This is a genomic window from Parafrankia sp. EAN1pec (assembly GCF_000018005.1).
Classification (GTDB): Bacteria; Actinomycetota; Actinomycetes; order Frankiales; family Frankiaceae; genus Parafrankia; species Parafrankia soli.
The window spans coordinates 3,124,307-3,138,169 of record NC_009921.1 but is presented as its reverse complement, the minus strand read 5'-3'; the positions used below and the strand labels follow the sequence as shown (position 1 = coordinate 3,138,169).

The 13,863-nt window shown below is 61.9% G+C and carries 7 protein-coding genes and 1 pseudogene; 2 read left to right on the top strand and 6 right to left on the bottom strand.

The genetic code is table 11. The annotated features are described in order from the left end of the window. Positions 1 to 7: 7 nt before the first annotated feature. Positions 8 to 514: a hypothetical protein gene (locus FRANEAN1_RS12980; RefSeq protein ID WP_020460243.1), complete on the bottom strand. Its 507-nt coding sequence runs from the start codon at positions 512 to 514 to the stop codon at positions 8 to 10. A gap of 325 nt (positions 515 to 839) precedes the next feature. Between FRANEAN1_RS12980 and FRANEAN1_RS12975 the strand changes: the two genes are divergently transcribed. Continuing rightward, positions 840 to 1,679 carry a hypothetical protein gene (locus tag FRANEAN1_RS12975; protein WP_157472602.1) on the top strand — a complete coding sequence of 280 codons (840 nt, stop codon included), beginning with the start codon at positions 840 to 842 and terminating at the stop codon, positions 1,677 to 1,679. A gap of 33 nt (positions 1,680 to 1,712) precedes the next feature. On the opposite strand, the gene FRANEAN1_RS36990 is transcribed toward FRANEAN1_RS12975, so the two are convergent. The 3 genes and pseudogenes from FRANEAN1_RS36990 to FRANEAN1_RS12960 all read right to left on the bottom strand — a co-directional run. Beyond that, entirely contained in the window at positions 1,713 to 2,309 is a 597-nt protein-coding gene (locus FRANEAN1_RS36990; protein ID WP_020460241.1) for a hypothetical protein, read from the bottom strand. Continuing rightward, positions 2,306 to 2,671 (bottom strand): hypothetical protein, encoded by a 366-nt coding sequence (locus FRANEAN1_RS12965; protein WP_020460240.1) that lies wholly within the window; start codon positions 2,669 to 2,671, stop codon positions 2,306 to 2,308. The genes FRANEAN1_RS36990 and FRANEAN1_RS12965 overlap by 4 nt, the downstream gene beginning before the upstream one ends. Before the next feature lie 885 nt (positions 2,672 to 3,556). Then, positions 3,557 to 4,239: pseudogene (locus FRANEAN1_RS12960) on the bottom strand (IS1634 family transposase); the annotation flags it as partial. 303 nt (positions 4,240 to 4,542) lie between these two features. On the opposite strand from FRANEAN1_RS12960, the gene FRANEAN1_RS40930 reads away from it, so the two are divergent. Continuing rightward, positions 4,543 to 8,508, top strand: a complete 3,966-nt coding sequence (locus FRANEAN1_RS40930) for a hypothetical protein (protein ID WP_157472600.1) — start codon at positions 4,543 to 4,545, stop codon at positions 8,506 to 8,508. A 623-nt stretch (positions 8,509 to 9,131) separates the two neighbouring features. Here the strand turns inward: FRANEAN1_RS40930 and FRANEAN1_RS12950 are convergent. Then, positions 9,132 to 10,679 (bottom strand): IS1634 family transposase, encoded by a 1,548-nt coding sequence (locus FRANEAN1_RS12950; protein ID WP_041254102.1) that lies wholly within the window; start codon positions 10,677 to 10,679, stop codon positions 9,132 to 9,134. A gap of 136 nt (positions 10,680 to 10,815) precedes the next feature. Further along, positions 10,816 to 13,563: an AAA family ATPase gene (locus FRANEAN1_RS12945; protein WP_041254100.1), complete on the bottom strand. Its 2,748-nt coding sequence runs from the start codon at positions 13,561 to 13,563 to the stop codon at positions 10,816 to 10,818. Positions 13,564 to 13,863: the final 300 nt, after the last annotated feature.

Sequence of the window (13,863 nt, the reverse complement as noted above, 5' to 3'; positions counted from 1 at the left end):
AAGATCATTATAGCGTTCGACCGACGGTGCCACGGCCCTCGTCGCGGGAGCTCGCCGAGGACTGACCCGCCGTACTCGCCGTCCAGTCGGCGGTCTCGAACCAGCTGTTCGCCGCCAGACGTCCCGCCGGGTCCGTCATCGCTTTCAGATGCGCCCCGCTGGCGGCGGCAAACGCGATCGACGCGATCGTGGAGATCGCCCCAACCGCGACCAGCTGCGGATAGGTAAGGAGATGCAGCGCGGCAGCAGCGGGCACGCTGGCGAGCGCGGCGCATCGCACCAGATCCGCCGCGATCATCACGGGTCGTTTGCGTCGATGTTCGATACCGGCGCCCAGCGGCAGCAGAACCGCCGCCGCGGTGAGTCCGGCCAGGCCGGAGAGCATCGACACCTCGAACGCAGAGGCGTGCAGGACGAGAACGGCGACGATCGGCAGTGCCCCGGACCCGACGCCGCTGCCCGCCGCACTCACGGCGTACGCGAGGAGCGGGTTGCGGCGATCTCGGTCCCGCACCGGCGCACGGTACCACCCATGATCCCCCGGCAGCCTGAACCGCCGTGCAGTGCAACACGCAGAATTCGATGCGGCTCACGCGGCCCGCCCAGATGATCGCCTGGCGTCGGTTGGGCGGGCGACGGTGCCGGCGGTCACGTAGCGCGGCCGGGAACACGCCGCGCTGTCGGTGCTGGCAGCCTCGCCCGGAGCCGGTGGACACGCGAGAACGCACCCTTCGCCCACCTTCAGTGTTCGCAGTGCGACTATATGTCGGTATTGCGCGGTCTCGATCTCGCGATCCGCCGAGTACCTGACGACGCGCTGTCGACCGATGGGAGGTCTGGTGAGCCGGGGAACGGACTCCTCTGTGCTGCGGCTGGTGCACTACACGCCGTCGAACTTGGGGCTGGACGCGGAGGCAGGGCGGTCCGCGTTGGAGGCTCTGTCTCGGGTGGTTCCTCGGCTGCTGGCTCCCAAGACGCATTCCTCTCGCATCGTCGCCGAGGACGTTGATCGTCTCCCGGGCGTCGAGGCGCTGTTGTTCGGGCTGGTCGATGCCCGGGAGGTGCATGTCGTGGGTGGCAGCTGGCTCGCGCAGCAGATGCGCGACCTGCTGCGCGCTGGGAAGGTGGCGGGCTGGAGTCTGCATGAGTTGCCGGAGACCAGGACGCCGGTGTTCACGCTTTTCCCGCTCCTGCCGCTGGCCACGATCACGGCGTTCGAGAAGTCTCCGTTCACCACGGTGGAGGAGGTCGCCGCGGTTCCGGATGAGGGGTTGCGGGAACTTCGCCGTCAGGGAGCGAAGAGTATTCCCGCGATCCGCGATGCCTGTGCTCATCCTCCGGTGCGGGAGTTCGACAGCTCGACGGTGGCGTTGCCCGACCTCACGGACGCGTTGCCCTTCGGGGATCGGGTGCACCTCGCTCACCAGATCCGCAACCAGGGCTTCCTGGAGGGTCTTCTGCACGGGTCATTGCCGCAGAACGCGGTCGATACGATCATCAGATCGATCGAGGCCGAGCAGGTACCGCCCGCCGACCCGCTGGTGGTTCTGCTCCTGGAGACCGCCGGCGCGATGGACCTTCTCGCGTACTACGTGAGCACCCACGGGCCCGCGGCGGCGCAGTCCGAGGCGCCGAGCGATGACACCGAGGGCCTCTCTTCTGCGGACAGCCCCGGATAGGCCCTCTGCCGGTCGCGGGCGCCCACCCAGCGATCACCCGCGCCGGCCACGGCCAATGATCCGCCACGCCCGCCGCCATTTACAACCGACCGGCCGCTCTCGGGTCCTGTCGGAGCCGTCGCGCGATGGCTCCGGCGACACAATCGCCGGAGGCATCGCCGGTTCCGGCGGCGAGTCCGGCGAGCGCCCGGCTTCCGGCCCCAGTGTGAGCGCCGGCGGGTGGCGGAGACTGTCGTCGCCGGCCCGCTTCTGCCCGTGGTCTCCTTCACCGGGTTCGTGGTGGTGGAGCGCCCTGGCCCAGTCTTCGGCGTCGAGCGCGGTGGCGGCACGGATCAGCATCCAGGCCAGAGCCTGTGCTTCCCCAGAAGTGACGTATTCGTACCCGCTGCGGGTAGGTGCGCGGTCACCGAAGTCGACGCTGACGACTGCCGGGTAGACGGCGGATGCTGTCACGTACTGCTCGACCCGCACACGCAGCCGGCCGTTCACCGCGGCGCGCGATCCGGGAAGCTCAGGGAGGTCGATCTCCGCGATCTCCCCGATGTGATGGTCGCCTGGACCGCCGGGTTCGGGCTGAAGGTGGCCTGCGGGTAACTGGCACCACGCGGGGCAGGAGCGGTCCGCGGTCATCGGATGACTCGCCGCCGTGTCAGCACGCGGCCAGGGGTGGAGGCCGCCCTGGGGCTGTGCCAGACGAGGCGGAGGTTACGTCCGGCCACGGCGAGGATCGCCGCAGCGTCGTCCGCGCTGGAACACGACAGGGACGACGTCCCACCGTGGACGACGACGAAGGCATGGTCGTCGAACTGGAGTCCCCAGCCGAACACCGCGTCCTCCAGCAGACCGACGTCCTGTTCGACGAGCGCGAACATGCGCGGCGCATGCCCGGCCACGAACGTCTCCAGCACCCCCGGCGTGTCCTGGATGTCCCTCAGCCAAGCCAGATCGGCCCGAAGCTGATCGTCGGACTGGACGTGGGGCTCAATCGTCATACGGTCTGTCCTCTCCAGATACGCGCTGGGCAGGGCGGCGGGGAGAGCCCGGCGACGGCCATGGCGCGGCGTCGGTCAGGGACGTGAGGCGGTCGACGGCGGCCCGTAGCCGTCCCCCGTCGCCGCGGGCCTGCCGTTGGGTCTGTAGATGGGGCGATATCGGTGATGGCACCGCTCCAGGTGCGTGCCGGCGCGACACCGGCTAGGACACCCGCGTGGTCTCGCGGGACAAGCAGCGCAGCAGAGCTGCGGTCAGGAGCGGTGGACATGGACGATCCTTCGTCATGGTGGAAGCGGAAGCCGTCACACCATCGCCCAGACCGCGCCCGGCGGTCATTCCCTCCATGACGAACAATCGGTTCGAGGCGTTCTGTCTCCGTGACCTGCACGAATGCGACAAGGGGGGCGATCGTTTCGTGGGGGAACCGCCCGAGCTGGACGCGCTGCGAACAAGCCGACCCGGTCGGCGCCGGTAGCGGTACTGGTGCTGGCAACATGAGGGACATGCCCGACGGTTCGGTGACGGGGTCTGCTGCTACTGGCAGACTCGGCTATCAGAACTTGCGGAATGGGTTGGGCCGTCTCGACGGTCGGTCGGAGGCCGCGGCAGCGACGTCGCCTCCGTGGAGGTGGCAGACGGAGAGCGAGTCGCGCGATCGAGCTGTGACAAGGATTTCGCGCGTTCCACCGTGCGGTCACCTTTCAGGGTGGCATCCGCCCTTTTCGTAGATCCGGCGTCTACGGCTGCTGGCGCGTCTTTTGGCGTTTCGGTCGCTTTGCGATAGGGATCACGCCTCGGCGAACCCTCAACAGATTCTCGTCCTTCATGTTCTCACGCACAGCGAGACGGCTGAGGATTCGTTGCTGTATCCTGACTTAGGCCAATTAGTGCGTGCCGTGGACGGCGGCGAGGGCGGTTCGTAGGTCGTCGGGCAGGGGGTCGGCAGCGGTGATGGTGTGTTCGCCGGCCTGAATGGTGATGCTGCGGTAGCGGCGGGCGGTCCTAACGAACTTGCGGATGGGCCAACCGGTGGTGTTCTCCATCCAGCGGCTTAGGGCGAGGGCGGCGAACACGACGGTCAGGTGGGCTTCGATCGATTCGCGTTTGTGGTGGTAGACGGGCCGGGCGGCGAGGTCGGACTTGCTCATCCGGAAGCTCTTCTCGACGTTCAGCAGCCGGCTGTAGGTGCTGATGACCTGTTGGGCGTCGCGAGGTCTGGCAGGTTGGTGACGTAGCCCTTTATGCCTGCCAGGTCGCGGTTCTCGGCTTCCAGCGTGCGGTTGACCAACTTGCTGGCGCCGGTGAGGCGCACGTACCGGTTCCGTTTCACCAGGGTCTTCCCGGCGACGGCGTTCTCGGCTTTGGCGACTTGCTGGTCGATCCCGCGCAGGGTGCGCCGTGCCCGGTCGGCCTTTTACTGGTAGAAGACCGTGTGGTTGGGGCCGGCGGGCCACGGCTGGACGAACACATGCCCGTCCGGGATTTCGGCGCCGGGGTGGCGTTCGCGCCACGCTTTGACGACGTAGGGGACATCGGGCACGCGGGCGCCGAGGACGAACGACAAACCGCCGACGTGGTGGCCAGTGCGGTACCTCACCACCCGAGCCGTCAACACTGATGAAGGCCTTGATAATCATCGTGAACCGTCGAGCGGCCAGGTGCGTCGATGCGTTGGCCACGACTCGCGTCGATCGAATACTGATCGCTCTCATGTCTGGCGATCGACATCATTCCCACCAGAGCGACTCTGCTGAGTCGAGGTGGTAGGACACGTATACGTCCAGGATCCCCGGAAACGTGCTGACTATGTCAACGTTCACAAAAGGCGTCGTGCGTCTGAGCGGGAATCCGCTACGAGTAGTCTGCGGGCGTGCCTCTCGACCCATCTCCGTCGCCGAACCTCAGCACGGCTTCTGACCTTGAGATGGTTGGTCGTAGCCTAATCGAGGGTCGACTTCCGTCAAGTTCCATCCTGACTCTCGTTAAACCGCTCGTAGGTGGCCATACCGACGCTCTTGTCTTTCTCTGCGACATAGCAGGAAATCAGACTGCGGAAGAACTCAATGGACAATTCATCCTGAAGATCGGGCGTGCGGAGCATAGTCAGGGTATCGCCCATCAAGAGTTTTGCCAGAATCTGGGGGAGTTTGGGATTGATCACGTCCCGCGCCATCTAATGGGCGTGCTAGACATAGGCGTCAGTGTGGACCTGTACGACGTTGCAGGGTTCAGCCTGGACAGCGTACGTACCGCAGAACAGCTAGACCACGAAGACCTTGTAAAGGTGTGCTTCAGAGTCGCCAGCGAACTACTCCCTGCTCAACTCCCCACAGGTCGTAGTCCACAATACACAGAGACAGTGGGCCAGGTGTTTCATCGCTGGCTCGGCTCCAATTTTCCTGCCAATAGGCGTGGTAAGTCACTCCGTCAGCTGGCTCGACGTATAGGGGTGACTGGACGAACTTTTCGATTCGATGGCGAGTTGCTACCAAACCCACTCTCGGTGCTAGAGCGAAACTCCACACTTGAACGAACAAAAATCCCGTACTTCCGAGGCTATGCGCATGGAGATCTACACCTCCGCAATGTGCTAGTCGGCGGTTCAATCTACACGCGCAACCTAAGTTATTGGTTGATCGACGTGAGCTGGGATGAACCGTCTCCGCTGCTATTTGATCAAGCATATCTTGAGCTTTCCGTTCTCCTTCACACGCTGCCAAACGCAGGTAGCGGGCGGGTACTCGGCTTGCTGAGCAAGATAGACAACGAGCATCTAACCGTGCCCGCCAGGCTTAGCAGTACGGACAGCGCCATAGTCGATCTGATAGAAGGGATCCGCTCTACTACGATTGAGAAGCTGGAGGAACAACAGCCGAGGCGTCGGGACGTTTGGCGTCAACAGTACGTTCTTTCACGTATCGCAGCAGGTCTAAATTGGGCCGCTAAGCCGTTGGGTGATATAGCCCTTCAGCGAGCAGCCTTCATTGCTGCTGCCTGGGCTACCAGGGGACTACTACGCGACTTCGATGACTACAATTCCTTGTGGAATGATCTAGCCAGAGATGATCTTCAAACTCAGACAGGATTCGCCCCTCTCGGCGAACCAGTACTTGCTGCAGAGGCCATCGAGCGCTGGACTCCTTTTAGTGCGCTAGATACGGGATCGGATCTCTTCCTTATCGCCGACCGTACCTCTGCTGACGAGCAGCTAAACTCCTTCGCTGCATGCCAATGGGCAGCGGTCATGGATCTTAACCCCGAAAGCGATGAAACTGGTCTCGCGCGGGCGATCTTGCCATCCCTGCGATCAAGACGCCATGTAAGCATGTTTGGTGAGAACCGGCAGTTGACCTCGCCGGGAGAGTCGACTAACTGGCTGATGGCCAACGGTTGGCGTAGCCGCAACGAGCCGACGGCAAGTTCAGACGCAGAATGGAGACGGCGGGGATATCGCCCGCGGGTAAGGCAGCTTGTCGATGATATTGTGGTCGGTACGCCGAACCGTGGTGCGGCCGTTCTATGTCTGCGCTCCGGGGATAACGACATGCTGATCGATTATATTCTTGATTATATTGACGAGAAATATGACGGCATCGCGGCTCGATTGGACCTTGCTACGACGCCGGGTGCGGAAGGTCTGGACCTCGATGTCTTTCTTGCTGCTGTAGCCACGTCGCTGCCGATCGCGAGTATCGGGCGGGAGGCTTCCATACCGGGTGCCGATGGTCCGTTCCGCCTGGATCGTGCAGACTTGCATCGCCTATCGGTAGATTTGGAGGTGCTCCATTCGCATGTACTTGCCGAAGGGCAGGCAACTATTAGGGAAACGGATGCCTTCTGGCGAGGTCGTCCTCCAACATGGGCTGATCTGGAAGCCTGGATCGATGTACAGCGCGACGCTTATCCGGACCTTCTTGGAGAGCTGAGAGATCGCCTTGAGGATCGCCAGCTTGCATGTGTCGAATTTGAGCACTCACCCGGAGCTGGTGGTACAACGCTCGCGCGTCGGGTTGCATGGAACCTTCACAGAATTCATCCTGTTGTTCTCCTGCGAAACTACACTCCGACGACCGTTGAACGTGTCAATGAGCTCTACCAGGACGCGGGTCGTCCCCCTTTGGTGGTGGCGGAGTCGGCAGACCTGCCCGAGTCCGACCGGGATGAGTTGCTCCATGATCTGCAACAACGGAACAGTCGTGCGGTGGTGCTTTGGGTCAACCGAACGAACGCGCAGCGGAATCTACGACATCAGCTAATCGATCCAGTGTCGGGCTCCGAACGGCAGCGATTCATCACAGAGTATCTTCGCCGTGCTACGACTCCCAAAGCGCGCAGACTGCTTGGCGAGATCGCGGAAAGTGATTCGGCGTCGCTTCCAGCGCAACGCCTATCCCCCTTCTACTTCGGACTCTGTGTTTATGAGAGTCAGTTTGAAGGCGTTGAACCATACGTCCAATACCACATGGCAAAGCTCGCGGGAACGCACCTAAAAATAGCAGGATATCTTGCTCTGGTGACCCGGTACGCCCAGGTTGGTATCCCAATCGACCTCGTCAGGCGGTGGTTGGCCGAATCGCCACCCCAGGCCGGGGGCTATGGGGATAAGGAGCTTCGCGCTCTGCTTGGACCGGACCTACGTAACCTGGTGGTCAGCGAGCGCCATGGTCTGCGTTTGCTACATCCGCTACTAGCCGAACACGTCCTTGCCGGCGACCCAAGTAGACCACGATTCGGACTTGCCCAGATCTCGGTGGAGCTCATAAGAAAAACTACCGAGTACCTTGGCCCTGAGAACCAGGCGACTCGCCGTCTACTTGAAGACCTATTCGTGCGACGCAAGGGCTGGAGTGAAGGTAGGCAGCGGCCAGATCTCTTCTCGGAGCTTGTTCAGGATATGCCCACGGACGCCGCAGAATGGGTTTTTGAGGAGCTGACTACACGTTGTCCGAAGGAGCCCCACTTCTGGAATCACCGCGGTAGGTATCATATCTATCGAGTAAGAGGAGATTTCGGGCGGGCCGAAGGCTTCCTTCTGCGCGCCGTGGAGGAGTCCTACGGAAGGAACTCTACCCACCTTCACACGCTTGGTATGGTTCGACGGATCTGGATTGAAAACGAAATGGAGGAGCTAGCTAAATCGAGGATGCAAGTCAGACCCGAACAGATACTGGAGCATTTCCGTCCATTGTTTGATAGTGCAATGGATGCATTTGCGCGAGGCCGAGATGATCCGAACAGCGCCCATAGTTGGGTGACACCTATTCAGCTCATTGCAACTGTAGTGGAATATCTGGTGAAATTTTCCGGAGCTCGAAACCTAGTAGAGTTCCTCGAAGGTCGCTACCAAACTAGCAATTGGGTGGGGCAGCAGCTAGCCCAGGCCGAAGTGCTTCTAGACGGGCTCCGGTCGAATTTTGCAGACGACCGCCGTCAGGCCAAATACTATGCTGAACTAGCCGAGCGGTTCGACTTGCTTTACGGTGACCTCAATGCGCTAGTTGAACAATGGAGGAATCTTCGGCATGCCATCAACGGGCGAGCCGCCGGACTCGGTGTCGCAATCGCTCGAACTTTGTACGCCCATGCAGGCCGAGATCTTTCCAGGCTTTCCGAGGATGAGACGCGAGAGATTGTTTCTATGGTCGAAGGGTTGGTGGAATCCGGCGAGGCGACCGATGCCGATCTGCGCCTGTGGTATCAGGCGTATCGTAGACTTCCTGAGTACTCGGAGACGAGGTCTCTGGAGCGGTTCAGTTGGTACGCGTCAACGCGCGGCAGCTTTGGATTCAAATTACTATCTGTATGTAATGCATTTCTTGAGATGGTTCCGTGGTGAAGAGCGTAATCAGGATCAGGTTCGCGTTTATCTTGAGGAGTGTCAGCGAGCGAGTCGATTGCGCCGCCGACAGTGGAGCTTCGAATGGTTCGGCTCTAGCTCGATGTCGGATCCGCTGGTTCACTTCAGTGAGCTAGGGGAACGGCGTCGGGAATACGACAACTTCTGGACGAAACCTTACTTGTTGGAACGTGTCCGAGGGGTTATCGAGGAAATCAGAGGTCCGCAGGCTGGTTCGATCCGGATCGGCAATGGTCGGTTGACTGCATTTTTTGTACCCCGAAACGACTTCCTGCAGACGCGCGATATAAATCAACTTGTCGATCTGTATCTCGGTTTCAGCTACGACGGACTCCGAGCGTGGGCTGTCACATATCCTGGGGTGAAGCCGGAAGCGCTCCTTGTCGCCGAGCAGCTTCGTTGAGCCAGGTATCCCTGCGGCAGTGCGATAGATTCTTGGCTTCATCTCGTACGCGGCCGTGCTGGGTCCCGAATCACGCCAGGCGAATTCGGACTCTTTCGTCCGCCGCCTCGGTTAGTGGGCCGAAATGCTCGCTCGTAGGCCCAAGTTGATGTCGGAGTTTCGGAATCAACTTTGCTGTCCTCGGTGAGGTAGGCCCGACTTAGGCCAATTGGTGCGTGCCGTGGACGGCGTCGAGGGCGGCTCGTAGGTCGTCGGGAACGGGATCGGCTGCGGTGATGGTGTGCTCTCCGGCCTGGATCGTGACGGTGCGGTAGCGGCGCGCGGTCTTGACGAACTTGCGGACGGACCAGCCGGTGGTGTTCTCGATCCAGCGACTGACGGCGAGGGCGGCGAACACGACTGTCAGGTGCGCCTCGATCGACTCTCGGGTGTGGTGGTAGATCGGCCGGGCCGCGAGGTCGGACTTGCTCATCCGGAAGCTCTTCTCGACGTTCAGCAGCTGGCTGTAGGTGCTGATGACCTGGTCGGGGTCGGGGTTCGGCAAGTTGGTGACGTAGCCCTTGATCCCGGCCAGGGCGCGGTTCTTCTCTTCGAGCGCCCGGTTGACCGACTTCTTCGCACCGGTCAGGCGCACGTACCGGTTCCGTTTCACCGCGGTCTTGCCTGCGACGGCGTTCTCGGCCTTGGCGACCTGCTGGTCGATGCCGCGCAGCGTGCGACGGGCTCGGTCGGCCTTGTACTGGTAGAAGACCGTGTGGTCGCGCCGGTTGTCGGACGGGCCGGCGGGCCAGGGCTGGACGAACACGTGCCCGTCGGGGATTTCGGTGTCCGGGTGCCGTTCGCGCCACGCCTTGACCAGGTAGGGCACCTCGGGGACGCGGGCGCCGAGGACGAACGACAGCCCGGCTGCTTCGATCGCGCGTTTGTTCGCCTCCGAGACCATGCCGGCGTCCGCCACGACTGTCACGTCGCGCAGGTCGTGCGCTTTCAGGAAGGCGGTCAGGACGGGCAGCATCGTGGTGGTATCCGCGCGGTTGCCCTCGAAGGCGTGCACCGTCAGCGGGAACCCCGCCCCGTCGGTGAGCAGGCCGACGGTGACCTGCGGTTCCAGGCGCCGTTCATTGCTGAACCCCGGCTCGCGGAACCCGTCGCCCTGGTCGGTCTCGAAGTACAGCGTCGTCACGTCGTACAGCAACAGAATCGCCGGGCCGAGCTTGACGTGGTCCGCGCAGGCCCGCGACAGCCGTGCCCGCCACGGCCCGCCCGCCGGGTCGACGGGAACGGGCTGCCCGGTCTCGGCGTCGACCTCGTCGACGCCGGCGTAGCGACGCAGCCGGCGCTGGACGGTCCGGTAGGACGGCGCCGGGGCACCGACTTCTTCCAGCACGCGCAGCGAGTCGAGCTTGCTGGTCGGCTCGACTACCCGTGCGAGCACCAACGCCTGGAACACCTCGTCCCGCCCGGTCACGGCACCGAACCCCAGCGCCTCGTAGCCTCGGGCCAGCGCGTCGAGCAGGTGGCCCGCCCGCGTCGACGTGATCGGCAAGGCGGCGCCGGAGTTCGCAGGGCTCCCGGGCAGCCGCAGGTCGAGCTCGCCCTGCCCCGCGGCCAGCCGCTGCCGCGCCACCGCCTTGAGCAGCTCCAGGTCGGCGTCGATGTGCGCCGACCCGACGTGCTCGATCTCCCGCGAACCTTTGTGCTGCGAGTGCACGATCTGGACCGCCCGCGCACCCGACGCCGTCTTCACCGTCCGCACGTACGGAGACACAACCCGACAGACTAAGCCACGACCACCACACCGATTAGTGCGTGCCTCCCGAACCGAATCCCCAGGTCAGCGGCCTGCAGACATCAAGACGATCAGATCTTGGCCTAAGTCAGGTCTACGGCTGCTGGCGCGTCTTTTGGCGTTTCGGTCGCTTTGCGATAGGGATCACGCCTCGGCGAACCCTCAACAGATTCTCGTCCTTCATGTTCTCACGCACAGCGAGACGGCTGAGGATTCGTTGCTGTGTCTCCGGAGTCCAAAAGACTTCAAGACGCTCCCGAGCGCGTGTGATCGCGGTGTAGAAGATGCTGTGGGAAATGCTCTCCTCATTAGCATCCGTGATGACAACCTTGACAGACTTGTACTCAAGGCCCTGCGCCTTGTGGATCGACACGGCGTACGCGATCTGAAACGGCACCATCGTGATTACCGTATCGTCATCATCGTCGCTGTTGCCGCGCTCGAAGACGTCGAACTGAACAGTCGTGCCTTCGACCCAGCGCAGGTCCGTGCCGAACACGTCGGCTGGAGTGACGTCAGTTTCGAGATTCACATCGAACGTGATACGGCCGCGCGCACGGTCGATCTTGACAATCTGGCCCTTCAGGTTGTTGAAGATGACTGGGCGGAACCGATCGGACTCGTTGAAGAGTACAGGATCGCCGACCTTGTACGTAGACTCGCTCCAGGTGACAGCTGGATTCGGATTGCCCGCCTGTAGGAAGCGGTTGACGTTGTTGATGCCGTAAAGGCCGTCATAATTCAGGCAGAGCACGATCTCATCGTCGCTCCGACGCTGGAAAAGAGAGTCCCCTAGCACTGTGGAGTAGCCGTTCTTGGAGAGTGACTCTTCGATGCGGTCGTCCAGGTTCCGTACCCTGTCCCAGAGGGTGAGAAGCGCCTGGTCGGTCGTTCTGAAGGGCTTTGTGAGCTCGAATACGGACTCGCTCGGGATGTACGAACGGATGGTGCTGAACCAGTTTCCGAACTCGATCGACTCGATCTGGTAGACGTCGCCAACGAGCACGAGCAGGTCGAAGGATGTGTTCTGAAGAACTTCGAGCAGGCTAGCGTTTCCCACGGTGCTGCACTCGTCGATCACAAGGACGTCGTACGTTCCGTCGAACGGCGTACTGCTGCGCAAGTGCTTGCTGATCGTGCTGAACTCGCTGTTCGGCGCCTGTACTCGTCTCCTCAGGTTGTCGACGGCCGGGTTCGTATGCGCCAGGAAAAGCTTCCGTTCGCCATCGAAGTAGTTCGCGATATGATTCAGCATCGTCGACTTTCCCGTACCGGCCGCGCCGTAGACGAGGGCGACGTTCGAGTGCTCGAACAGCTCCGTTAGAGCCTCGGCTTTCAGGGGGTCATCGATGACGCCCGGGTTCGCGTTAATCCATGCCTGCACGTCGCTGCTGTGGTTGGGGACACCGCCGGCGGCGATCGCCTGGAGCTTTTCGATGATCGCGGCTGTGTCGTCCTCGTATCCGACGATGAACACGTGCCCGTTTGCATGCACCAGCTTACGCGGTGCGTGTCGCGCATTGGTCGGGAGCAGCTGGTTGTGGCGCGCGATCAGCTTGTCGATGTCACCGAAGTCCGCTAGGTCGGATTCAGGTGTGTAGATCATTCCGTGCTGGTCGACGTTGCTCCTGACTCGCCGTGCGAGTAGCTCGTGCGGTCGGCTTCTGGCGTCCAGGCTCTCGGCGAGGTCCGAAAAGTGCGGGTTGTGTCGGCGTGGTGATGTGCAGAATGGCATCGTATCGAAGGGCTTGCAACTCCAGGAAACACGCAACTGGGAAAGTCCAGTGCACTCGTCGGAATCGAACTGGTCCTTGATAACTCGATTGTTCATCCGCAGCATGAGGTACCGCATCAGTCGGGCCCCTGGTCGGTTCTCGCGGATGAGCGTCCGCGCACGGTCGAGCACAGGGAAGATCAAAGGACTACGTTGTGCACCGTCCAGTGTCCGGGCGCGGACCCGGCCGTAACTCGCGTCGGTCATGTCCACGAGATCGAGCAGGCTTGAGCGCATGCTGGTGAGGTACTGCATCAGGTTGCGGTACTCGGAGTGCGACGTGCTAACTCGATCGTGCGAGACCTCGAAGAAGCGCGCGAAGTTGTCAAATTCGCACGGACGGATCGACACGTCCCACGAGCGGATCAGCATGATCGGCATCGTCTGGCCAAGAACTTCGATCGTGTCGCTCGCCAGCCCCAGGTAGGCCGCGTACTTGTTGGTGAGGTCGATGTCGGTGAACCCAATGATGCGATCGAACTTGCTCGTCCGGTTGTGGGCGAGATAAAATGTCACCTCGTAGTAGATGCGGCCGCCGGTGAAGAATGGTCGCGAGCTGTGAATGTAGTATCGCTCGCGACGGGCGGTTGAGGGTGGCGTCGCTCTTTTCTGCTCGATGCACGCCGCGATCTTCTCGTAGTAGTCACGCAGTGAAGGGTCGAGGTCGATCGGAAACTGTTCAATGTTGTTCAGGATTGTGATGCCGAACTGCGCCTGCGCCAGATCGCGGGTGCGGAGTAGGTACTCGTAGTACTTCAGCATCAACCGCTCGGACGGATCGCGATCCAGTGTGTAGTGTGAAACGCTTGCCTGGAGCAGGTCATGAAATCTACTCAGGAGCCTAAACTTCGCGGTCGCCTTCACGGCATCCAGCGCCGGCCCGACCTGGTTGTAGTGGAACTCGGTCACGCGGTCGCTGAGATGCGCCCATACAATAAGCCCCTCGACGAGATTCCGGAGCTGCCCAAGCACGTTCTGCGAGAGGAAGCCTCGATCACCGACCGGGATGGCGATGTTCTGGCAGATCACGCTGTCGGCGCTCCGTACTTGCTCTTCTACTGACGCCATCGCTCCCGCTCTACTTCCCAAAGGATCGCGCTCGAAGCCGCGGATTTGTCCGTCTACCCCGCTGGCAACCTCGGCGGGCAGGGACTCGAACCGGTCGGGTGTGCCGCTGGTGCCTTCGCAATGAGCTGCGAGGAGCCAGCCCCTGGGTCGCGCTCTCCAAGTACCGTTCACTCCATAGCTGGTCGCACAGCCCGCGCCAGAACTTGCCCTTCTGCCTTGAAGGCAACTGGTCACGGTCCTGCCCGACGCCGAGCGATCATGCCCGTGTCTGGGCGCCTCGCCTGACCTACCTCGGTGTCA

What these genes read in the sequence shown, in the direction of transcription:
- FRANEAN1_RS12965 (WP_020460240.1), bottom strand. Translation starts at nt 2,671, where the DNA reads ATGACGATTGAGCCCCACGTCCAGTCCGACGATCAGCTTCGGGCCGAT.
- FRANEAN1_RS12945 (WP_041254100.1), bottom strand. Translation starts at nt 13,563, where the DNA reads ATGGCGTCAGTAGAAGAGCAAGTACGGAGCGCCGACAGCGTGATCTGC.
- FRANEAN1_RS36990 (WP_020460241.1), bottom strand. Translation starts at nt 2,309, where the DNA reads ATGACCGCGGACCGCTCCTGCCCCGCGTGGTGCCAGTTACCCGCAGGC.